The organism is Adlercreutzia sp. ZJ473 (assembly GCF_013185065.1).
Taxonomy (GTDB): domain Bacteria; phylum Actinomycetota; class Coriobacteriia; order Coriobacteriales; family Eggerthellaceae; genus CAAEEV01.
This window is the reverse complement of record NZ_JAAVTO010000012.1, coordinates 1-21,176: the sequence shown is the minus strand read 5'-3', so window position 1 is coordinate 21,176 and position 21,176 is coordinate 1. Positions and strand designations below refer to the sequence as shown.

General features: G+C 67.8%; 19 protein-coding genes. 17 read left to right on the top strand and 2 right to left on the bottom strand.

The genetic code is table 11. The features are described from left to right. Positions 1–43 precede the first annotated feature (43 nt). From HRL41_RS03815 to HRL41_RS03775, 9 genes are all read left to right on the top strand, one after another. Entirely contained in the window at positions 44–673 is a 630-nt protein-coding gene (locus HRL41_RS03815) for a hemolysin III family protein (RefSeq protein ID WP_371808791.1), read from the top strand. 237 nt (positions 674–910) lie between these two features. Further along, positions 911–1,795: a hemolysin family protein gene (locus HRL41_RS03810; RefSeq protein ID WP_253904682.1), complete on the top strand. Its 885-nt coding sequence runs from the start codon at positions 911–913 to the stop codon at positions 1,793–1,795. Between the two features lie 211 nt (positions 1,796–2,006). Beyond that, complete coding sequence (locus HRL41_RS03805) at positions 2,007–2,855, top strand: CMP-2-keto-3-deoxyoctulosonic acid synthetase (protein WP_172135621.1); 849 nt, start codon at positions 2,007–2,009, stop codon at positions 2,853–2,855. A 3-nt stretch (positions 2,856–2,858) separates the two neighbouring features. Continuing rightward, complete coding sequence (locus tag HRL41_RS03800; protein ID WP_165172690.1) at positions 2,859–3,521, top strand: TrkA family potassium uptake protein; 663 nt, start codon at positions 2,859–2,861, stop codon at positions 3,519–3,521. Positions 3,522–3,530: 9 nt separating this feature from the next. Next, positions 3,531–4,202 carry a TrkA family potassium uptake protein gene (locus tag HRL41_RS03795; RefSeq protein WP_172135620.1) on the top strand — a complete coding sequence of 224 codons (672 nt, stop codon included), beginning with the start codon at positions 3,531–3,533 and terminating at the stop codon, positions 4,200–4,202. A 266-nt stretch (positions 4,203–4,468) separates the two neighbouring features. Continuing rightward, complete coding sequence (gene purB / locus HRL41_RS03790) at positions 4,469–5,818, top strand: adenylosuccinate lyase (RefSeq protein ID WP_172135619.1); 1,350 nt, start codon at positions 4,469–4,471, stop codon at positions 5,816–5,818. Positions 5,819–6,054: 236 nt separating this feature from the next. After that, positions 6,055–8,367: a molybdopterin-dependent oxidoreductase gene (locus HRL41_RS03785; protein ID WP_172135618.1), complete on the top strand. Its 2,313-nt coding sequence runs from the start codon at positions 6,055–6,057 to the stop codon at positions 8,365–8,367. 15 nt (positions 8,368–8,382) lie between these two features. Continuing rightward, positions 8,383–8,706: a 4Fe-4S dicluster domain-containing protein gene (locus HRL41_RS03780; protein WP_172135617.1), complete on the top strand. Its 324-nt coding sequence runs from the start codon at positions 8,383–8,385 to the stop codon at positions 8,704–8,706. A 169-nt stretch (positions 8,707–8,875) separates the two neighbouring features. Beyond that, complete coding sequence (locus tag HRL41_RS03775; protein ID WP_172135616.1) at positions 8,876–9,820, top strand: LysR family transcriptional regulator; 945 nt, start codon at positions 8,876–8,878, stop codon at positions 9,818–9,820. 184 nt (positions 9,821–10,004) lie between these two features. On the opposite strand, the gene HRL41_RS03770 is transcribed toward HRL41_RS03775, so the two are convergent. Then, positions 10,005–11,417: an SLC13 family permease gene (locus tag HRL41_RS03770; protein WP_165172704.1), complete on the bottom strand. Its 1,413-nt coding sequence runs from the start codon at positions 11,415–11,417 to the stop codon at positions 10,005–10,007. Between the two features lie 203 nt (positions 11,418–11,620). Further along, positions 11,621–12,592, bottom strand: coding sequence for a LysR family transcriptional regulator (locus HRL41_RS03765; protein WP_165172706.1), 972 nt, complete (start codon positions 12,590–12,592; stop codon positions 11,621–11,623). Positions 12,593–12,866: 274 nt separating this feature from the next. Between HRL41_RS03765 and HRL41_RS03760 the strand changes: the two genes are divergently transcribed. The 8 genes from HRL41_RS03760 to HRL41_RS03725 all read left to right on the top strand — a co-directional run. Next, a complete protein-coding gene (locus HRL41_RS03760) occupies positions 12,867–14,012 on the top strand; it encodes an acyl-CoA dehydrogenase (protein WP_172135615.1) in 1,146 nt (381 codons plus the stop codon). A gap of 13 nt (positions 14,013–14,025) precedes the next feature. Beyond that, on the top strand, positions 14,026–14,787 hold the full coding sequence (locus HRL41_RS03755; RefSeq protein WP_172135614.1) for an electron transfer flavoprotein: 762 nt from the start codon (positions 14,026–14,028) through the stop codon (positions 14,785–14,787). Between the two features lie 12 nt (positions 14,788–14,799). Further along, complete coding sequence (locus HRL41_RS03750; protein WP_172135613.1) at positions 14,800–15,765, top strand: FAD-binding protein; 966 nt, start codon at positions 14,800–14,802, stop codon at positions 15,763–15,765. 37 nt (positions 15,766–15,802) lie between these two features. Next, positions 15,803–16,261, top strand: coding sequence for a DUF4442 domain-containing protein (locus HRL41_RS03745; RefSeq protein WP_172135612.1), 459 nt, complete (start codon positions 15,803–15,805; stop codon positions 16,259–16,261). Positions 16,262–16,323: 62 nt separating this feature from the next. After that, entirely contained in the window at positions 16,324–17,691 is a 1,368-nt protein-coding gene (locus HRL41_RS03740; RefSeq protein ID WP_172135611.1) for an NAD(P)/FAD-dependent oxidoreductase, read from the top strand. A 13-nt stretch (positions 17,692–17,704) separates the two neighbouring features. Next, on the top strand, positions 17,705–18,946 hold the full coding sequence (locus HRL41_RS03735) for a CoA transferase (RefSeq protein ID WP_172135610.1): 1,242 nt from the start codon (positions 17,705–17,707) through the stop codon (positions 18,944–18,946). Further along, positions 18,943–20,532: an AMP-binding protein gene (locus tag HRL41_RS03730; RefSeq protein WP_172135609.1), complete on the top strand. Its 1,590-nt coding sequence runs from the start codon at positions 18,943–18,945 to the stop codon at positions 20,530–20,532. The genes HRL41_RS03735 and HRL41_RS03730 overlap by 4 nt, the downstream gene beginning before the upstream one ends. Further along, positions 20,505–21,176: FAD-dependent oxidoreductase (locus tag HRL41_RS03725; protein WP_172135608.1), on the top strand; the 672-nt coding region annotated here is incomplete at its 3' end. The genes HRL41_RS03730 and HRL41_RS03725, both read left to right, overlap by 28 nt.

Here is a 21,176-nt window from a genome sequence, read left to right as displayed (position 1 = left end):
GTCCGGCATGTCGGCGGTCTCCCGGCACGGCAAGAAGCGCGTCGTGCGCGAGTACACGCTCGGCGAGGAGGTCGCCAACTCCATCACGCACGGCATCGGCGCGGCGCTCGCCATCGCGGCGCTCGTGCTGCTCATCGTGAAGGCGGTGGGCTCGGGCGCGGGCATTCACCTGTTCGCGGCGCTCGTCTACGGCATCTCGCTTCTGGTGGAGTACCTCATGTCGACGCTGTACCACGCCATCGCCCACGACGGCGCCAAGCGCGTGTTCAAGGTGCTCGACCACAGCTGCATCTACCTGCTCATCGCGGGCTCCTACACCCCGTACTGCCTCATCACGCTCGGCGAGGCCGGCGGCATCTGGCTGGCGGCGTTCGTGTGGGCCGCGGCGCTCATAGGCGTCGCGTGCGAGGCGTTCTGGACGTTCCGCCCGCGCTGGGTGTCGGCGGTCATCTACGTGCTCATGGGCTGGTGCGTGGTGGCGTTCCTCCCGCAGCTGTTCGATCTTCTGCCCGCGCCGGGCTTCTGGCTCCTCGCCGCGGGCGGCGTCAGCTACACCGTGGGCGCGGCGTTCTACCTCCTGAAGAAGGTGCCCTACATGCACTCGGTGTTCCACGTGTTCGTGCTGGCGGGAAGCGTCCTGCAGTTCCTCTCCGTGATCCTGTTCGTCATCTAGCGAGGCTGGTGGTCGGGCGCGAAGGAGGAGCGTGACGTAGACGTTGGAGCGAGATCCAGCGCAAAGGAAGCGCGTGCGTGCGCGTGAGGCGCGAGCGCCGGCGCCGATGTCGGCGCGGAGCGCAGGGCGCGCATGAGGCGCGCAGGGGCGACAGGCCGCAAGCGCGTGGGGCACGTGAGGCGAAAAAGGCGAGAAGCAAGCGAGTCAAGCAAGGTAAGGCAAGAAGAAGAAACGAACATGGACAAGGCATCTGACAGAGAAGGCAGAGAGAAGAGGGAGCGGTCGGGGATCTTCGGCATCTTCGGCATGGGGCGCCGCGAGTCGGCGTCGGAAGAGGAGATCAAGGACATGGTGGCCGACGCCGAGGAGCTCGAGGCCGCCGAGAAGCGCATGATCCACGACATCCTGGACCTGAGCGACACGTCCGTGCGCGAGATCATGAAGCCGCGCGTCGACATGATCCTGGTGGAGGACGTCGAGACGGGGCGCGCCGCGCTCGAGCGCATGCGCGGCACGGGGTTCTCGCGCCTGCCGGTGTACCACGACGACATCGACGGCATCGAGGGCATCGTGCACTTCAAGGACCTGATCGGGCCCTTGATGGACGGCCGCATCGACGAGCCGGTCACCCGGTTCATGTACGACCCTTTGTTCGTCCCCGAGACGAAGGACGTCATCCCGCTGCTCGGCGAGATGCAGGACGCCGGCCAGCAGATAGCCATCGTGGTCGACGAGTACGGCGGGACGGCCGGCCTCGTCACCGTCGAGGACATCGTGGAGGAGATCGTCGGCGAGATCAACGACGAGACGGACCGCGACCGCGGCCACAAGCTGGTGGCGAAGATCGGCCCGCAGGCGTGGCGCGCCGACGGGCGCCTCCCCGTGGAGCGGGCGCTCGAGCTGGGCTGGCCGGTGGCCAAGTCGTGCGACTACGAGACGCTCGCGGGCTGGCTCATGGGCGTGCTCGACTCCGTCCCCCAGGCCGGCGACGTGATCGACGTGGAGGGCTACTCCTTCAAGATCGAGAAGATGCGCCGGTCGCGCATATCCTGGGTGCGCGTCGAGCGCGTTTGTGGAGAGCCAGTTGTGGAGGAAAAAGCGAACATAAGGCATGCACAGTAGCTCTCACCTGCGGTTTTGGTTGGCCTGACGTTTGTCAAGCGAACAAAACGTGGAGGGCGGGCGGCGGTTTTTTGCCTTCGGGGCGCTCGCTACGGTAAAATGGCCGAAGCAAAAATCGCATATCGAGCCGTTCGGCAGCAAATTCACCCACAACCCAGCATGCTGTCACCGCCAAGGCGGCTCGTCTGAGTGCGCGTTGGAAAGGCTGGGTTTGGCGACGAGACGACATACCGCAACGAACAGGGGACTCGCTGCGCGCTTCGCGGCCGTCGCCTGCGCCTCGGTGATCGCCGTCAGCTGCGTGACGTTCGGCGTCGCCTCGGCGGGGAACTCCTCCCGCACCGAGGTCGCCGAGTTCGGGCTCTCCGCCGCCGCTTCCGCCACGCCTTCCGCTTACGCAAGCCCCACCATCTCCGCCGCCCCCGCGCCTGCTTCGGGCGGCGTTTCCTCTACCACGTTCACCTCGGGGTCCGCCGCATACGGCGACGTGTCCGAGGGTCTCGTCCTGGAGAGCGCCGCCAAGCGCGACGTGTCGAAGGGCTTCCAGGAGATCGCCGCCGAGGAGGAGGCCGCGCGCATCGCCGCCGAGGAGGCCGCCCGCGCCGAGGAGCAGCGCCACATCGCCATCGCCGCCGCCGCGAAGGCCGCCGCCGCTGCCATCGAGGCGCCCGTCCTTCCCGACGTCGACTTCACCTGCGGCAAGGCCGTCTTCGTCGCCGAGTGGACCGTCCGCATCGACGCGTACCTGCACGGCTCGCCGCTGGCGGGCTACGGCAGCGTGTTCGCCGAGGCCGCCTGGGAGAACGGCGTCGACCCGCGCTGGTCGCCGGCCATCTCGAACACCGAGAGCACCAAGGGCCGCCACTGCTTCCGCGCCTACAACGCGTGGGGCTGGATGGCCGAGAGCTGGTCGAGCTGGGAAGAGGCCATCAACGCGCACGTCGCGGGTCTGGCGAGCGGCTACGGCTACAGCATCAGCGTGGCGAACGCCAAGAAGTACTGCCCGCCCACGTATCTGGACTGGTACGCCAAGACCGTCAACGAGATGGCTAAGATCTAACCCATGAGCAACGTCATCGTAGTTGGATGCGGCCGCGTAGGCTCCCAGCTGGCAAACATGCTTTCCGACAACGGCAGCAACGTGTGCTGCATCGACCGCAACGCCGACTCGTTCGCGAACCTCGGCCGCAACTTCAACGGCTCCACCGTGCAGGGCGTCGGCTTCGACGAGGACGTGCTCATACGCGCGGGCGTGGAGGAGTGCGACGTGCTCGCGGCCGTCACGCAGTATGACAACGCGAACCTCATGTGCGCCGAGGTGGCCAGCCGCCTGTTCGACGTCCCCCACGTGATCGCCCGTCTGTACAACCCCGACCACGAGCGCGCCTACATGCAGCTCGGCATCGACTACGTGTGCGGCACGTCGCTCGTGGCCGAGGACGTGTTCTCGAAGGTGGTGGCGGGCCACGGCGCGCACGTGGACTCGTTCGGCGAGTGCGAGGTGCTCCAGTTCTCGCTCGACTTGTCGAGCCGCGAGAACAAGAGGACCATCCGCGTGTCCGAGCTCGAGCGCGACCACGAGGTGCGCATCGTGGCCTTCGAGCGCGGCGACGGCTCGGCCTCGTCCATCCCCACGAGCGACTCGGTGCTCTACAACGGCGACACCGTGCTCGCCTGCGTGCGCCACGACCTGATCCCCTCCTTCTCGCGCTACATCCAAGGTTAGGGGGAGCCGATGTTCATCGTCATCGCAGGCGGCGGCAAGGTGGGGTCGTATCTGGCCTCGGTCCTGCTGGCAAGCGGCAACGAGGTGGCCGTCATCGAGGAGAACCTGCAGGCGGCAGACGCGCTGTCGGTCATGCTCGAGGGCGACTACCTGGTCATCCACGGCGACGGGTGCGACTCGCGCTTCCAGGAGGACGCGGGCATCCGCCGCGCCGACGTGTTCGTGGCCACCACCGGCCAGGACGACAACAACCTGGTGGCGTGCGAGATCGCCCAGCGCGTGTTCCACGTGTCGCGCGTGATCGCCCGCGTGAACAGCCCGAAGAACCTGCGCATCTTCCGCAAGGTGGGCATCGAGTGCGTGTCGTCGACCACGCTGATCGCGAACCTCATCGAGGAGGAGGCGCTCCTGGGCTCGGTGTCGATCGTGTCGTCGCTGACGCACGGCGACGTGGGGCTCGCCGAGCTGGTGGTCCCGCGCATGCGGCACCACTCCAACGAAGACGGCATCGAGATCGACGACATCCCGCTGCCCGACAACGCGCTCATCGTGGCCGTGACCACCAAGGACGACGTGGTGGTGGCCAGCGACAACATCACGGCCCATCCCGGCGACAAGGTGATCGTGGTCGCCAACAAAGACGTCATCGACGAGGTGCGCGACGTGTTCAGGGGGCTTTAGCCCTCCGCGTCGCCCGCAGGCGGCGCGAGCCGTTCCCGCCCGCAGGTAGCGCCCGCCCGCCCTTACCCGCAAGTGGCGCACCCCCGCACCCTTTGTTCGCAGGCGGCGCGAGCCGTTCCCGCCCGCGTTGCGCGCCCGTTCCCGCCCGCCCTCGCTCGCAGGCAGCGCCCGTCCGTTCCCGTCCGCGGCGCACGCCGTTCTCGGCAGCGCGAGCGCGCCGTGATCTGCTATGCTCTAACCTGCAGGAAACGAGAGGAAGGCTCGGCATGATCAATCGTTACACGCGCCCGGAGATGGGCCGCATCTGGGAGCTTGAGAACAAGTTCGCCATCTGGAAGGAGATCGAGGTCCTGGCCTGCGAGGCGCAGGCCGAGCTGGGGGTTTCGGGCATCACGAAGGAGGAGGCCGCGTGGATCCGCGCGCACGCCGACTTCACGGTGGCCGAGATCGACGAGATCGAGAAGGTCACGAACCACGACGTCATCGCCTTCACCACGTGCATGGCGAAGTACATCGACGCCGAGGTGCCCGAGGGCGCCGAGCCGCCGAGCCGCTGGGTGCACTACGGCATGACCTCGTCGGATCTGGGCGACACGGCGCTCAGCTACCAGATCACGCAGGCCGTCGACATCATCCTGGCCGACATCAGGAAGCTGGGCGAGACGTGCAAGCGCCGCGCGTTCGAGTTCAAGGAGACGCTCTGCGTGGGCCGCACGCACGGCATCCACGCCGAGCCCATGACCTTCGGCATGAAGTTCGGCAGCTGGGCGTGGGCGCTGCACCGCGCGCAGGTGCGCATGGAGCAGGCGCGCGAGGTGGCCGCCACGGGCGCGATCTCGGGCGCGGTGGGCACGTACTCGAGCATCGACCCGTTCGTGGAGCGCTACGTGTGCGAGAGGATGGGCCTCGCCCCCGACCCGCTGTCCACCCAGGTGCTCGCGCGCGACCGCCACGCGCAGGTCATGACGGCGCTCGCCGTGTGCGCCTCCACGCTGGAGTCCATCGCCATGCAGGTGCGCCTGCTGCAGCAGTCCGACGTGATCGAGGCCGAGGAGCCGTTCACGAAGGGCCAGAAGGGCTCGTCCGCCATGCCCCACAAGCGCAACCCCATCACGGCCGAGCGCGTGTGCGGCCTGTCGCGCGTGGTGAAGTCGAACGCGCAGGTGGCGCTCGACAACGTGGCGCTGTGGTTCGAGCGCGACATCTCGCACTCGGGCGCCGAGCGCGTGGCTCTGGCCGACAGCTTCACGGCGCTCGACTACATGTTCGGCAAGATGCAGTGGATGCTCGACGGCCTGCAGACCTACCCGGCCAAGATGGAGCAGAACCTGTGGCGCACGCGCGGCCTCATCTTCAGCTCGAAGGTGCTGCTCGCGCTGGTGGACACGGGGATCAGCCGCGAGGACGCCTACGTCATCGTGCAGCGCAACGCCATGAAGGTGTGGGAGGACATCCAGAACGCGGTTGACGGGCCCACGTACCGCGAGCGCCTCGAGGCCGACGAGGAGGCCGCGTCCGCGCTTCCGCCGGAGAAGCTCGACGAGATCTTCGACCCGTGGGACTTCCTCACGCGCAAGGACGAGGTGTTCAAGCGCCTCGAGGGCCTGGAGTTCTAGCCCAGCCCCAAACCCGGCATGGTCTCGGCGTGGCCCCGGGGCAGCTTGGCGCTGCCTCGGGGCCACGTCCTTCTCTCGGGCCGCTTCGGCGGCCCCGCCTTCCCTTCGCCTCGACCCCTTGCTCCGATCGGCTATCGGATTGCGCGATAGCCGATCTGATAATCAAAATGCACGCTCTGATCTGCGGATTCTATAATCAGGTCACAGTGTTCGCCCTAAGAGCGAGAGGGGTTTCCATGGACGAGAGGCAAGATCGCGCGCAGCTTGAGGCGCAGGGGGCCGAAGGGGCTGGCGCTCCTTATCCCAAGACGCAGGATGACCCGGCGGGCAGGAAGTGGACGTGGGAGGAAGACGGCTGCACCGTCATCCGCTCCAACGCGCGCTCCGGCCCGGGATGCCACGACAACTGCGGCATCCTCATGTACGTGAGAGACGGCGTGCTCGAGAAGATCGAGGGCGACCCGGAGAACCCGTACAACCAGGGGCGCCTGTGTCCGCGCTGCCTGGCGTTCAAGGAGATGCTCTACCATGAGGACCGCCTGCGCCATCCCCTGAAGCGCGCCCGCGAGGACCGCGGCAAGAACGCCTTCGAGCGCATCAGCTGGGAGGAAGCCTACGACATCATCGAGCGGGAGATGAAGAAGGTCGCGGAGGCGTACGGCCCCGAGTCCATCTGGGTGACGCAGGGCACGGGCCGCGACATCAACGGCTACGGCCCGCTCATGGCCCAGTACCTCGGCACGCCGAACTACGGCACCGGCTTCCTGTCGGGTCAGGCATGCTACGCCCCGCGCATCTTCAGCACGGCCCTCAAGGCGGGCGGGCTGTTCGTGTGCGACTACTCGCAGTTCTTCCCCGACCGTTACGACGACCCGCGCTGGGAGGCGCCCGAGTACATCCTCATCTGGGGCAACAACCCGGTGGTGGCCAATTCGGACGGCACGCTGGGTCACTGGGTGGTCGAGAGCATGAAGCGCGGCAGCAAGCTCATCGTGATGGACCCCGTGCTCACCTGGGTGGCGGGCAAGGCCGAGGTGTTCCTGCAGCTCCGCCCCGGCACCGACGCGGCGCTCGCGCTCGCGCTGTGCAACGTCATCATCGAGGAGGGCCTCGAGGACAAGGAGTTCGTCGACCTGTGGTGCTACGGCTTCAACGAGTTCAAGGAGCACGTGAGGCCCTGCACGGCCGCGTTCGCCGCCGAGACCTGCGGCGTGCCCGAGGAGCTCGTGGTCAAGGCGGCCCGCTGCATCGGCAGCGCGAAGTCGGCGTGCCTGCAGTGGGGCGTGGCCATGGACCACACCTCCGAGGGCTTCATCACGGGCATGGCGTGCTTCGACCTCATGGCGCTCACGGGCAACTTCGAGAAGCCTGGCACCATGGTGGCTGCGCGTCCGACGTTCGACATGAGCGTGACGTGGATGCCCAGCGAGAAGGTGTGGCGCGCGTGCTCGGCCCCCGTCGCCGCCGCGGACAAGACGATGAACGGCAAGTACCCGGCGCTGAAGGCCATGGACGCCATCAGCCCCGACATGCTGCTCGAGGCCCTCGAGACCGGCGAGCCCTATCCCATCAAGGCGATGTTCATGATGCAGAACAACGCCATCGCCTGCATGGGCGCGCAGCCCCAGCGCATCCTTCCCGCGCTCCAGGGCACCGACTTCAACGTGGTGGTCGACCTGTTCCTCACGCCGACGGCGCTCGCGTGCGCCGACGTGCTCTTGCCGGCCGCGTGCTTCGCGGAGCGCCTCGGCATCACGGGACATCAGCCCTACGCCCTCGGCGCGATCGCCCAGGCGGTGGAGCCCCTCGGCGAGTGCCGGTCCGACCAGCGCATCATCTACGAGGTGGGAAGCCGCTTCACCTCCGACGAGTACAAGCAGTGGGACGACGAGCAGGGGTTCTACGACTACCTGCTGCGCAACACGGGCTTCACCTACGAGTCGCTGCGCGAACGCACCTGGGCCTACCCCGAGTTCGAGTACCGCAAGTACGAGAAGGGCCTGCTGCGCCGCAAGGGCGAGGTGGGCTTCGCCACGTCGACGGGGCGCTACAACTTCTACTGCCCTGAGATGCTGCACTTCGGCCTCTCGCCGCTGGCGACGTACGAGGAGCCGCCCGAGAGTCCCGTCTCACGCCCCGACCTGGCCGAGAAGTACCCGCTCGTGCTCACCACGGGCGCGCGCATCTGGGGCTTCTTCCACTCGGAGCACCGTCAGTCGGCCTCCATGCGCAGCATCCACCCCGACCCCACCATCCTCATCCACCCCGAGACGGCCGCGCGCCACGGCATCGCCGAGGGCGACTGGGTGAAGGTCGAGAACAACTTCGGCTCGTGCCGGCAGAAGGCGAAGCTCACGGTGCGCATCCGCAAGGACACGGTCTCGGCCGACCACGCGTGGTGGTTCCCCGAGCGCGACCCCGAGGACGGGACGCTCTTCGGCGTCATGGAGTGCAACATCAACAAGCTGGTTCCCATGCGCCCGGGCAAGGTGGGCCTCGGCGCCTCGTACAAGTCCCAGCTGTGCGCCATCAGCAAGGTAGAGGAATAGAAGGGGAGGGTTACCATGAGACAAGTGATCGTCGTCGACTACGAGTTCTGCTCGGGCTGCCATTCTTGCGAGATCGCCTGCCAGCAGGAGCACGGGCTCGGCCCCGACAAGTTCGGCATCAAGCTCACCCAGATCGGCCCTGACCAGCTGTCCGAGACGCGCTGGCAGTACGAGTTCCTGCCGATCCCCACGGACCGCTGCGACCGCTGCGCCGAGCGCCAGGCCGCCGGCAAGCTGCCCACCTGCGTGCAGCACTGCCAGGCGGGGTGCCTGTACATCGGCGCGCAGGAGGAGTTCACCGAGCTCATGAGGAAGCAGAAGGTCGTGATGTTCTCCTAGCGGACGCGCCACGCGCCGCAGAGGGCGCCCGCGGGGCTTTCGGCCGCGCGGGCGCCCTTCTCTTTCGCTCCTTTCTCGCCTCCCGCCTCGCCCCCTGCCTCGCCTCGCGCGCGGAGGCTATAATGGCGGGAGACACCCTTTCGAGGAGATTCTTCCGAGGAGGCCCGCCATGCGCATCGAAACGCTCTACGAGTTCCTCCTGCTTGCATCCAACCTGAGCTTCACCGAGACGGCGCGCAGCCTGTACATGGCGCAGTCGGCGCTGAGCAGCCACATATCCAACTTGGAGAAGGAGCTCGGCGTGCGCCTGCTCGTGCGCGACAGCCACTCGGTGCGCCTGACGGAGGTGGGCGCGCTGTTCTGCGAGGACGCCGGCAAGATCATCGCCGACTACGAGACGGCCATAAGCCGCATCGGGCTCTTCTGCGACAGCGCCTCCTCGGTCATGCGCGTCGGCTTCCTCCTGGGCTCGTACGGGTCGTTCCTCCCCGTGGCGTGCCGGATGTTCCGCGACGTCCGCCCCGACGTGAGCTTCAGCTTCCGCACGCTCGAGATCGGCCAGCTGACGAGGGAGCTCGCCGACAACAACGTCGACGTCGCCTTCACGCTGTTCTCGGAGGGGGTGCTCGGCGGGAAGTACGCGTGCCGGCGCCTCTACGCCGACAGCTACAAGCTCGCCGCGCCGAAGACGCACCGGTTCGCGCAGCGCGCGAGCGTGACCATCGACGATTTGCGGGGCGAGGTGGTGGTGATGCCGCGCTTCAGCAGCGCTCACAACACGCTCGCCCAGCTGAGCGTGAAGCTGCGGAAGGCGGGCGTCGACGTGCGCGTGAACGACGCGATATCCGACGCCGCGGCGCTCATGGCGACGCTCGTCGCCTCGAACCAGGTGGCGATCACGCCCGACCACCTGAGCGTGTACGGCGGGAACAACCTCGCGTTCGCGCGCATCGAGGGCGACGGGCTCGACCTGGTCGCGGGGCCGGTGTGGAAGAAGTCGAAGGAGACGGAGCTCGTGGTGGCGTTCGCCGACTTCGTGAAGAGCGCCACGCGCCGCTTCGCGAAGGCCGACTTCCTGTCGCGGGACGGCGCCGACGCGCTGCCCTTCGCGTGAGGGGAGGCGCCCGCCGCGCCCTCCCGCCGCCAGCCGCGAGGCACCCCTGCGCGCCCAGCCCTCCCGCGACCTTGCGCTCCCAACAACAGAAGGGGGCCGCGGCGGAATCGTCTTCCGCCGCGGCCCCCTCTCCCTTCGGGCCGGCCCCCCTCCAGCTCGAAGGCGCTTCGCTGCGCCTGTCTCGCTAGACGCCGAGGATTCCCACGATGAAGGGCACCCACAGCGTCATGACGGCGATCAGCGCGATGGCCGGGACGAGGCCGGTCTTGAACATGTCGCCGAAGGAGTAGTAGCCCTCGCCGTAGGTCAGCATGACGGTCGGGTTGACGGGCATCAGGTAGTTGCCGGCGACCACGATGGCGAGCGAGATGGTGGGCACGGCGGCCGAGACGCCGAAGCCTGCGCAGATCTGGATGAAGATGGGCAGGAAGATGCCGAGGATGGCAACGCCCACGGGGCAGACGGTGTGCAGGATGTAGGCGAACGCCAGGAGGATGGCCATGGTGGCGAGGAAGCCGAGGCTCAGGACGCCGCTCGCCATGAAGGCGTCAGCCAGGAACTTGGCGCCGCCGGTGGCGGTGACCACGTCGCCGATGGACATGATGGTGCCGCACATGAGCACGATGCCCCACGGCACGGCATCCTGGAATTCCTTCCACGTCAGCAGGTTCATGCCCGGGAGGAACATGACGACCAGGCCGAGGACGGCGACGACGGTGGCGTTGAACACGGGCACCCAGTTGCCCACGATCCAGAGGACGACCAGCATGAGGATGATGGTGAGGGCCTTGATCTCATAGGGAGACACGGTCTTGGCCTCGGCGGCCTCGTCGCGGATGTCCTGGAGGCAGGAGTCGTCGATGGGCTCGGGCTTGATGAGCTGGGTGATGAAGAACCAGGTGATGGGCGTCATGATGATGGCGATGGGCAGGCCCACGATGAGCCAGTCGAGGAACGTGATGGAGGTCCCCGTCACCTGCTGGAGGATGTTCATGGCGACGACGTTGAAGGAGCTGCCGGCCGGCGTGGCGACGCCGCCCGTGACGGCCGCGATGGGGATGCCGATCATGAGGCACTTGCCGAGGTTCGACTTGCCGGGCTTGGCGTTCGCCGCCTTCAGGATGGTGAGCGCGAAGCCCAGGAACAGCACGGTGGTGGGAACGTCGGACATGACGGTGGACACCAGCGTGGTGGCGATCATGAAGCCCAAGACCAGCTTGCGGGAGTTCGAGCCGGTCCACTTCAGAAGCGCGTTGATGAGCCGGATGCCCCACTTGGTCTTCAGCATGATGACGGGCAGCGCGAACACGGCGATGATGAAGAAGAGCGCGGGGCTCGCGAAGCCCATGATGGCCTTCCCCAGGTTGTCGACGGCGCCGAGCAGGAACATGAGCACGGCGATGAGCACGGCGGTGGCGCCCAGCGGAATGGCCGAGGTCACCCAGAGGGCCACGAGGGCCAAAAGGAGGCCGAGCGTGACGATGCCCTCATGCCCGAGGGCCTCGGTCCCGGGTATGAGGTAGGAGACTGAGATGCAGGCTAGGGCGATGCCTATGCCGATGAGCCTCTTGACGAGCGATACGTTAGTGCTTTCCATACTTCCCCCTTCTTCGAAAGCCTTTTCCAAGACGGCAAACTCGACTGATCCCCTGCGAATTGCCCCCTTCACGGCGCCATTCTACGGGCCTGGGCGAGTATGCGACAAATACGTATGTCAAGGGGGAATCTGCGGAAAAGCGTGCAGGTGCTATGCAGAATCCGAATAGTCGGGAGGACGCGCTGAGGGGCGGGCGGGATCGGTCAGTCGCCTGCGAGCACCTCGTCGTGCAGCGCCTCGGCGTGCTGCTCGAGGAGGTTGGCCAGCCAGGCGAGCGCAGGCTTGTCGGTGTCGCGCTTGACGAGGGCGAACGAGTCCACGTAGCGCTTCTTGTCGCACAGCGGCCTGATGACCACGTACTGCTTGAGCAGGTTGGCGATGAGCGGCTTGTACTTCTTGTTGACGCGCGAGAGCAGGTGGATGCCGTCGGCCGGCTCGGTGCCGTAGAACATGAGCGGGTTCTCCACCGGCACGAGCGATATGTTGGGGTAGAAGCCCACCTCGGCGCACATCGCCACGAAGTCCTTGCGGAAGCGCTCGCTGTAGCGGTTGGCCTGCAGGATGAAGCGCGACGAGGCGAGGTCCTTGAGCTCGAGGCACGTGCGCGTCGCGAGGGGGGAGCCCTGCGAGATGCCCATCACGAGCTCGCCGTGGAACTCGGGGATCCAGATGGCGCGCAGGTCGTCCGGCACGCAGGGCGTGGCGAGCGGGTCGTCGGAGAGGATGGTCTCGAAGGCGATGTCCACCTTGTCCTGCTGGACCATCTGCTGCGCGTCGAACCCGCTCGCGTCCATGTTGGGATAGTCGACGCGCAGGTCGGGGAAGGCCTCCTTCGTCTGCGCGATCACCTCGTTCAGGCCCACGTAGAGCGCGTTGGTGTGCAGCATGTCGATGATGCGGATGCGGCTGCCGCCCGACGACGGCAGCGAGCGCAAGTCGGCGATCATGTTCTCCTCGTCGCCGACGATCTTGCTGGCGTAGCGGAGCACCACCTCGCCCGCGGCGGTGAGGCTCAGGGGGCGCGTCTCGTAGAAGAGCTTGCAGCCGAGGTTGTTCGAGAGGGAGGTCATGTGACGGCTGAGCGAGGGCTGGGACATGTTCAGGTCGCGCGCCGCCGAGACGAAGCTCTTGTGAGCCGCCAACGCCATAAACTCTCGGTAGATCTCGATGTCCACGAGCGCTCCTCTCTCCGCTTTCCTACTCTAGCCGTTTGGTCCTGCCAAAACTATTCATAAGGTGAATACGGGGGCTGCAATCTGCGCATGCAGGGCGAACATCTGAGGGGCTCCCGGCTGCAACATACGTATTTTTCCTATGCCAGGCGCCGTTTCTATAATAGCAAACAGGTCATGCCCGGGATATGGCTTCGGGCGTTATACGCGACCGCTCGCTGACTGCCGAGGGGCTTGACGCATCGCGCTGCGGCGGTCTTCACGGAAGGGGCTTTTCATGGACTTCAGGAAGACGGAGGAGCAGGAGCTCTTGCTCGAGAGCCTGCGCACGGTGTTCGAGCGCGGCAACTTCGAAGACTACTTCAAGGAGTGCGACGAGACGCACCAGTTCCCCGACAAGGCCGTCGAGGCCCTCGTCGAGGCGGGGTTCTCCACGCTCGGCATCCCCGAGGAGTTCGGCGGCACGTCGGTCGACATCCTCACGCAGGTCATGGTCGCCGAGGAGGCGCACGCCCAGGGCTACCCGTCGCTGTGCTGGATCAACTACTCCACCGAGGTCGACGACATCCTGACGTTCGGCAACGAGGAGCAGCGCGAGAAGGTCCTCGCCTACGCGCTCGAGGGCCGAAAGCCCTTCACGCTGGGCTTCACCGAGCCCCAGGCGGGCTCCGACAGCGCCGCCATGTCCACCACGGCCACGAAGCGCGACGGCAAGGTGTACATCAACGGGCACAAGACCTTCAACACGAGCGCCGACCGCGCGCCCTTCATGCTCTGCGTGTGCCGCAGCGGCGTCAACGAGAACCCCTACAAGGACTTCAGCATGTACCTGTTCCCCATGGACTCCCCCGGCGTGACCATCGAGAAGCTCGACAAGATCGGCAACCACATGTGCGGCACCTACGAGGTGTACCTCGATGACGTCGAGTGCGAGGAGTCCGACCTGGTGGGCGAGGAGTGCAAGGGCTTCTACCAGCTCATGAAGAACTTCGAGGTGGAGCGCCTCACCCTGTGCGCCGCCAACGTGGGCATGGCCCGCTGCGCCTACGACGAGGCGGCGCGGTACGCGGCCCAGCGCATGCAGTTCGGCAAGACCATCGGCTCGTTCCAGCTGGTGCAGGAGAAGATCGTCGACATGAGGATCAAGATCGAGAACATGCAGAACATGCTGTACAAGGCCGCGTGGAAGAAGGACCACGGCGAGTCCATCATGGTCGACTCCTCGCTGGTCAAGCGCTACACGAGCAGGGCCGCGTTCGAGGTGATCGACGAGGCGCTCCAGATCATGGGCGGCATCGGCTACACCAACGACTGCCGCATCGCCCGCCTGTGGCGCGACCAGCGCGTCTACCGCATCATGGCGGGCACCGACGAGATCATGGTGCACACCGCGGGCCGCGCGCTCGTCAAGGAAGCGCGCTAGGCGGGAGGCTGACATGAACACAGTCGCATGCTACAAGGTGGTGGCGGACGCGCAGGACATCGTGGCCAACGACGACCGCACGCTGCGCTTCGACAAGGCGAGCTACGTGCTCGGCGAGTACGACCTCAACGCCATCGAGGAGGCGGTGCGCGTCGCCTCCGACACCGAGGGACGCGCGGTGCTCCTGAGCGCCGGCGACGCGCGCCTGTCCGACAGCAAGCTGAGGAAGGCGGCCCTGTCGCGCGGCGCGGCGGAGCAGTTCTGCGTGGTCGACGAGGGCATGGCGCGCGCCGACGCGCTCCAGACGGCCGCAGTGCTCGCGGCGGCGCTGCAGAGGATCGGGTTTGACCTCGCGTTCTTCGGCGAAGGCTCCGCCGACGCGTACGGGCAGCAGACCGGCGCGCTCGTAGGCGCGCTGCTCGGCGTGACGGTCGTCAACGCGGTGAGCTCCGTGCGCGTCGACGGGGACGCCGTGGTGGTCGAGCGCAGCCTCGAGGGCGAGGTGGAGGTCCTCGAGCTGGCCGCGCCCGCCGTCATCTCGGTCACCTCCGACGCCAACCTCCCGCGCATCCCGCAGCTGAAGGACATCCTGGCTGCCGGGAAGAAGCCGTCCACCACGTGGACCGTCGACGAGCTGGGAGCAGCGTGCGCGCCGTGCGTCGAGGTGACGTCGATGCTCGCCCCGCAGAGCGTCGCGCGCAAGCAGGTCATGTACGAAGGCGATGTCGACGAGGCCGTGCGCAGCCTCGCTGCCGACATCAAGGCTGCAAAGTAGGGGTGATGCGATATGACGCGATGCGAGAACGTCTGGGTTGCGGCTGAGGACGCCTCTGACTACGCAGCCTTGGTCGCGGTTGCGCGCGACCTGGGAGCGTGCGCGACCGCGGTGTGGATGGGGGACGAGCAGGGTCTGGACGCGGTGAGGGAGAGCGGCGCGGGCGCGGTCATCCACCTGGCGGGAGGCGCGCTCGTCGAGGACGGCGCTCAGGTGCTGGCGCAGCTGGCGGCCGAGCGCACGCCGGACGCGCTTCTCGTGGCGCCGACCAAGCGCATGCGCCTTCTGGGCGCGTGCGTGGCGGCGCGCCGAGGGGCCTGCGTGATGAGCGACGCGACGAGCCTCAGCGTTGACGAGGAGGGGGCGCTGCGCGCCGAGCGCATGGTCTACGGCGGCGGCGCGGTGACGGTCGAGCGCGGCGTAAGCGCCTTCGTCGTGGCGGTGCCGTGCGCCGCCCTCTTGGCGAGCAAGGCCGCCGAAGCCGCCAGCGCGCCAGGCGCCGCTGGTGACGCCGGGGTGCCGTGCGCGGTCGAGACCTTCGCGGTGCAGCCGGGCTCGTCGGGGATCAGGCTCGTCGAGCGCCGCGCGCGCGAGGTCGACGCGGTGAACCTGAGCGCCGCGCGCAACATCGTGAGCGTGGGGCGCGGCTTCGCGGCCGAGGAGGACCTCGCGCTCGCGTACGAGCTCGCGCGCGCCGTGGGCGCCGAGGTGGGCTGCACGCGCCCCGTCGCCGAGGGCTCGAAGTGGATGGCCCGCGAGCGCTACATCGGCGTGTCGGGGGCGATGCTCACCCCGAACCTGTTCATCGCCGTGGGCGTGTCGGGGCAGGTGCAGCACATGGTGGGCGCGACGGGCGCGAAGGTCGTCGTGGCCATAAACAAGGACAAGGGCGCGCCCGTGTTCAAGCAGGCCGACTTCGGCATCGTGGGCGACTTGTACGACGTGGTTCCGCGCCTTGTCGCGGAGCTCGAGAGGTAGCCTTCGCAGGTGCATGCGAAGCGCGGAAGGGAAGATCATGGACGCAGGTTTTTTCCAGGAGCTGGCTGACAACGTGTCGAACGGCCCGACGCCGTTCGTGAACAGGGCCGAGCTGAGGGCCGAGGTCGTGGAGGAGCGGCACGTGCGCATCGCGCTCCCCCTGGGGCAGCTGCACCGAAACCACGTGGGCATCGCGTACGCGGGAAGCGAGTTCGTGCTGGCCGAGATCGCGGGCGGCACGCTGTTCATGGCCACGTACGGCACCGACGAGTTCGTGCCCATCCTGAAGAGCGTCGAGTGCGCGTACGTGAAGCCCGGCGTGAAGGACCTCCACGTCGACCTCGCGCTCACCGAGCAGGAGGCGCAGGACAAGATCGCGCTGGCCCGCGAGCGCGGGCGCGGCGACTACTTCCTCGACGTCCCCGTGCTCGACGCCGACGGCGAGCAGGTCGCCCTCATGAAGTTCAACTACTACGCGCTCCCCGCGAAGAAGTAGCGGCGCGCGAGGCGGAGGCCCCCGAGTGAGCGCCGCCTGAGGGCGGCAGAACGGAGCATCACATGAAGCACTATGACGCGATCGTCATCGGCGCGGGCGTGGGAGGGCTGGCGTCGGCGCTGCTGCTCGCCCACAGCGGGAAGCGCGTCGCGCTGTTCGAGAAGCGCCTGCAGCCGGGCGGGCGCATCGGGTCGTCGCAGCGCGACGGCTTCACGGTCGACTTCGGCGTCCACCTGATCTCACGCGGGCCGAAGGGCCCGCTCATCGGGCTGCTCGACCGCTGCGAGGTCGACCACGGCATCGAGTTCACCAAGGTCCGCCCCGTCCAGTCGACGGGCGGCGAGACGTTCAAGTTCCCGCAGGACCTCAAGGGGCGCGTGCCTGACGCGGACTTCGAGGCCGTCATCAAGATGGTGACCGACGTGAAGGGCATGAGCGACGAGGAGACGAGCGACTACGACGGCCAGACGCTCGAGGAGTTCCTGAACGCCTACACCACCGACCCCTTCGTCCACGCGTGCGTGAGCCAGATCGGCTTCATCTACTGCTGCATCCCCGAGTACCTCCTGTCGGCGGGCGAGTTCGCGCGCTGCCTCAAGTGGGAGTCCGAGGCGCACGCCTCGGGCTACCCCTCGGGCGGGTGCGTGTCCATCCTGGGCGCGTACCTGAAGGGCCTCGAGCAGCACGGCGCCGAGGTCCGCTTCGGCGCGCCGGTGGAGAAGGTCGTCGTGGAGGAGGGGCGCGCCGTCGGCGTGGTGGTCGGCGGCGAGGAGCATCGCGCCGACATGATCGTCTCGAACGCGGGCCTCAAGGAGACGGTGGACAGCCTGGTGGGCCCCGAGCACTTCGACGAGGGCTACGTCGAGGACGTGCGCGGCCTGGAGATATCGTTCGTGTCGATCATCGCGCGCTTCGCGCTCGACACCGTCATAAGCCCCGAGATCAAGATGCTCTCGGGGTTCTCGTCCACCCCCGTGCGCGAGTACAACGACCGCCTCATGGCGGGCGAGGTCCCCGAGGAGCTGAACTCGTTCATCGTGGTCCCCTCGAGCTTCGACCCGTCGGTGGCGCCCGAGGGCAAGCAGCTCGTCATGATGACGACGGCCGTGCCGGCGGGCATCAAGGAGGAGCACTGCCCTGCCATCTTGGAGGCGCTGATCGACCTCGCCGAGAAGAGCTTCCCCGGGCTCCGCGAGCACGCCCTCTTCGTCGAGAAGGTGTTCCCCTCCGACGCGGCGCGCATCATGGGCGAGGACGGCGCGGGCATCGGCATCGCCCAGCGGGCGGGGCAGGCGGGCGTCGACCGGCCGTGCATCAAGACGCCGCTCGAGGGCCTGTTCGTCGTCGGCGCCGAGGCGGGCGGCTCGGGCGTGGGCACCGAGCTCGCCGCGAACAGCGCCATCGAGTTCTTCGACACGTACGTCGCGTAGAAAGGCGGATGCCATGGCAAGACATGACGACATGCCGGTCTTCGGCAACCTCGCGGGATTGAAGGTGGTGGTCGCGGCGGTCTCCACGGCGGGCCCGTTCGCGGGCGAGCTGTTCGCGGAGAACGGCGCCGACGTCATCTGGCTCGAGCCGCCCAAGGGCATCGACCCGTACCGCTGGACGCAGGACGGGTGGGGCGTGCAGAACGAGCACCGCAACATGCGCAACCTCATGCTCGACGTGGTGTCCCCCGCGGGCCGCGAGGCGTTCCTGCGCGTCATCGAGACCGCCGACATCTTCATCGAGGCGTCGCGCGGCGGCCAGTGGGAGAAGTGGGGCTACTCGGACGAGCTTCTGTGGGAGCACAACCCCCGGCTGGTCATCGGGCACCTGTCGGGCTACGGCCTCACGGGCGACCCCGCGTACGTGAGCCTGCCCGGGTACGACTTCACGGTGAACGCCTTCTCCGGTCTCATGTACCTGAACGGCTACAAGGACGGCCCGCCCTACATGATCCAGAAGTTCGTGACCGACTACTACGCCGGGCTGTTCGCCTACGGGTCGGCGCTGGCCGCGTACGTCGGCGCACAGCGCACGGGCAAGGGGGAGAGCTTCGATCTGGCCCAGTACGAGGCCGCGGTGCGCTGCCAGGCGGGCCTGTTCGGCAAGTGGTTCGAGAAGCGCATCCAGGAGGAGCGCGGCGCCGGCGCCCCGCGTGACAGCATCTCCGCCGGCTCCGGCTACTACGCGTGCAAGGACGGCGAGGGCGTGTACCTGTTCACGGCGGGGCAGTCCACCATAAGGCGCGCGCTCGAGTTCTTCGGCCTCGAGTACGGCAGCGAGCTGTTCCCCGAGGGCATCCCGTCGGTGGGCATCGACACGCCGGGCGCCCCCGTGTTCGACGCCGCCATCGAGGCGTACTGCGCCGAGCACACCGCGGCCGAGTTCGCCGAGGCCATGGCGGGCATCAACATCCCCTGCTCGGTGGTCATGAGCTATGAGATGATGGAGAGCCACCCGCATTACCTCGCGCGCGGCACCTGGGTTGAGTGGGACACGGTTGACGGCAGGCACGTGAAGGGCGTAACGTCAGTTCCGCGCTTCAAGAACAACCCCGCGCGGATCTGGCGCGGCTGCCCCTCGCAGGGCATGGACAACGACGACATCCTCGCGGAGGTGGGCTATGGCGCCGACGAGATCGCAGAGCTCTACGAGGCGCGCGTGCTGCGCAAGACCGACTACGTTGGTGGGCTTTGACGTACCTGCCTGACATGCTGGCCGACGCCGTGCGGCGCAGCCCGCACAAGGTCGCGCTGCGCCACAAGGGCAGGGCGCTCACGTATGCGCAGGTGAAGGGGAGGGTCGACCGCCTCGCGGGGATCCTGCGCGCGCTGCGCGTGCGCCGCGGGCACCACGTGTCGCTCGTGACGGCGAACACGCTGGCGTGCGTGGAGCTCACCTTCGCCTGCGCGCAGATCGGCGCGGTGTGCGAGCAGCACAACACGCGCCTGTCGCCCGCGGCGCTCGTCCGCCTGCTGGGCGCGTCGGGCTCCACCGTGCTCGTGTGCTCGTCGGCGGTGTGGGGGCGGCTCTCGCCGGTCATCGGCGGGGTGGGCCGCCCCCTCGCCGTCATCCTGCTCGACGGCGACGACGCCTTCGCGTCGTCCGCCTACGAGGAGCTCATCGCAGGCGCTGAGCCCTTCGACGAGCACGTCGACAGGGCGCCGTCGGATCCGGCGCTCATGATCTACACGAGCGGGACCGCGGGGGACCCCCACGGCGTCATGCTCTCCCACCAGGCGCTCATCGCCCGCGCGGAGATCGACGCCCGGGCCATGTGGTTCAGCGAGGACGACGTGGTGCTGAGCGTCCTGCCCCTGTTCCACGTCACGTCGGTCTCGACGTTCGCGGCGTTTCTCGCGGGGGCGGAGGTCGTCATCGACGACTCGAGCCGCCCCGAGGACATCGTGCGGCTGGTGAACGAGCACGGCGTGACGCGCATGGGCGCGGTCCCCTACGTCCTGCGCCTGCTCGTGGCGCACCTCGAGGAGACGGGCGAGCGGATGAGCTCGCTCCGCTACGTCCTCTACGGGGGCGAGCCCATAGACGAGGCGCTGCTCGTGCGGTGCCGGCGCGTTCTGGGCTGCGGCCTCATCCAAGGCTACGGCATGACGGAGACGGCCTCGGCCGTCACGCTGCTCGAGCCGCGCGACCACGACAGCGTGGCGCTGCGCTCCACGGTGGGGCGCGCCCTGCCGGGCATGGAGGTCACCGTCATCGACAAGCAGGGGCGCGAGTGCCAGCCGGGCGTGCTGGGCGAGGTGGCGGTGAAGACGCCCACGCTCATGAACGGCTACTACCGCGACGCGCCGTCGACCATGCGGGTGATGCGGGAGGGCTGGTACTTCACGGGGGACATCGGGTTCTTCGACGCGGCGGGATACCTCACCCTGGTCGACCGGAAGAACAACCTGGTGATAACCGGGGGAGAGAACGTGTACCCGCTCGAGGTGGAGCGTTGCATCAGGGGCCTCGGCGAGCGCGTCGCCGACGTGGCCGTCGTAGGGGTCCCCGACCCCGTCTGGGGCGAGGCGCTCGCCGCCTTCGTGGTGGCGTCCGAGGGCGCGGGCGCGCTGACCGCCGACGAGGTGGCCGCGCGCTGCGAGCACTGCCTCGGCGGCTACAAGAAGCCCCGCCACGTGCTCTTCTTGAGGAAGATCGAGCGCAACGCCTCGGGCAAGGTGGTGAAGGACGCGCTGAGGAGGGCCCTCTCCGAGAGCGCGAGGAAAAGGGAAGCCGAAGACAAGGAGGAGACGTGGCTGACTTCGATGCCATCGTCGTAGGCGCCGGGTGCGCTGGCCCGGTTGCCGCCTACGAGCTCGCGAAGGCCGGCAAGAGCGTTCTCGTGATAGAGCGCGGCAACTTCGCCGGCGCCAAGAACATGACCGGCGGCCGCGTGTACTCCCATGCGCTGAAGGCCGTGTTCCCCGACTTCGAGCAGGAGGCCCCGCTCGAGCGCAAGATCACGCGCGAGCGCATCTCGCTCTTGTCCGAGGACGCCAGCTTCACCGTCGACTTCACCTCCGACGAGATGCTCAAGGAGGGCCAGGACTCCTACTCCGTCCTGCGCGCCCCCTTCGACTCGTGGCTGGCCGAGAAGGCCGAGGAGGCCGGCGCCGAGCTCATCTACGGCATCGCCGTGGAGGGCCTGGTGAAGGACGACGCCGGCAAGGTCGTCGGCGTGCGCGCCGGCGAGGACGAGATCACCGCCGACGTGGTCATCCTGTGCGACGGCGTGAACTCGCTGCTGACCGCCGAGGCCGTGGGGGCCGCCCGGCCGCCCGCCTCCGCCGTCGCCGTGGGCGTCAAGGAGGTCATCGAGCTGCCGGCCCCGGTGATCACCGACCGCATCCTGGCCGCGTCCGACGACGAGGGCGCGGCGTGGCTGTTCGCCGGCGACTCCACGAAGGGCACCTTCGGCGGCGGC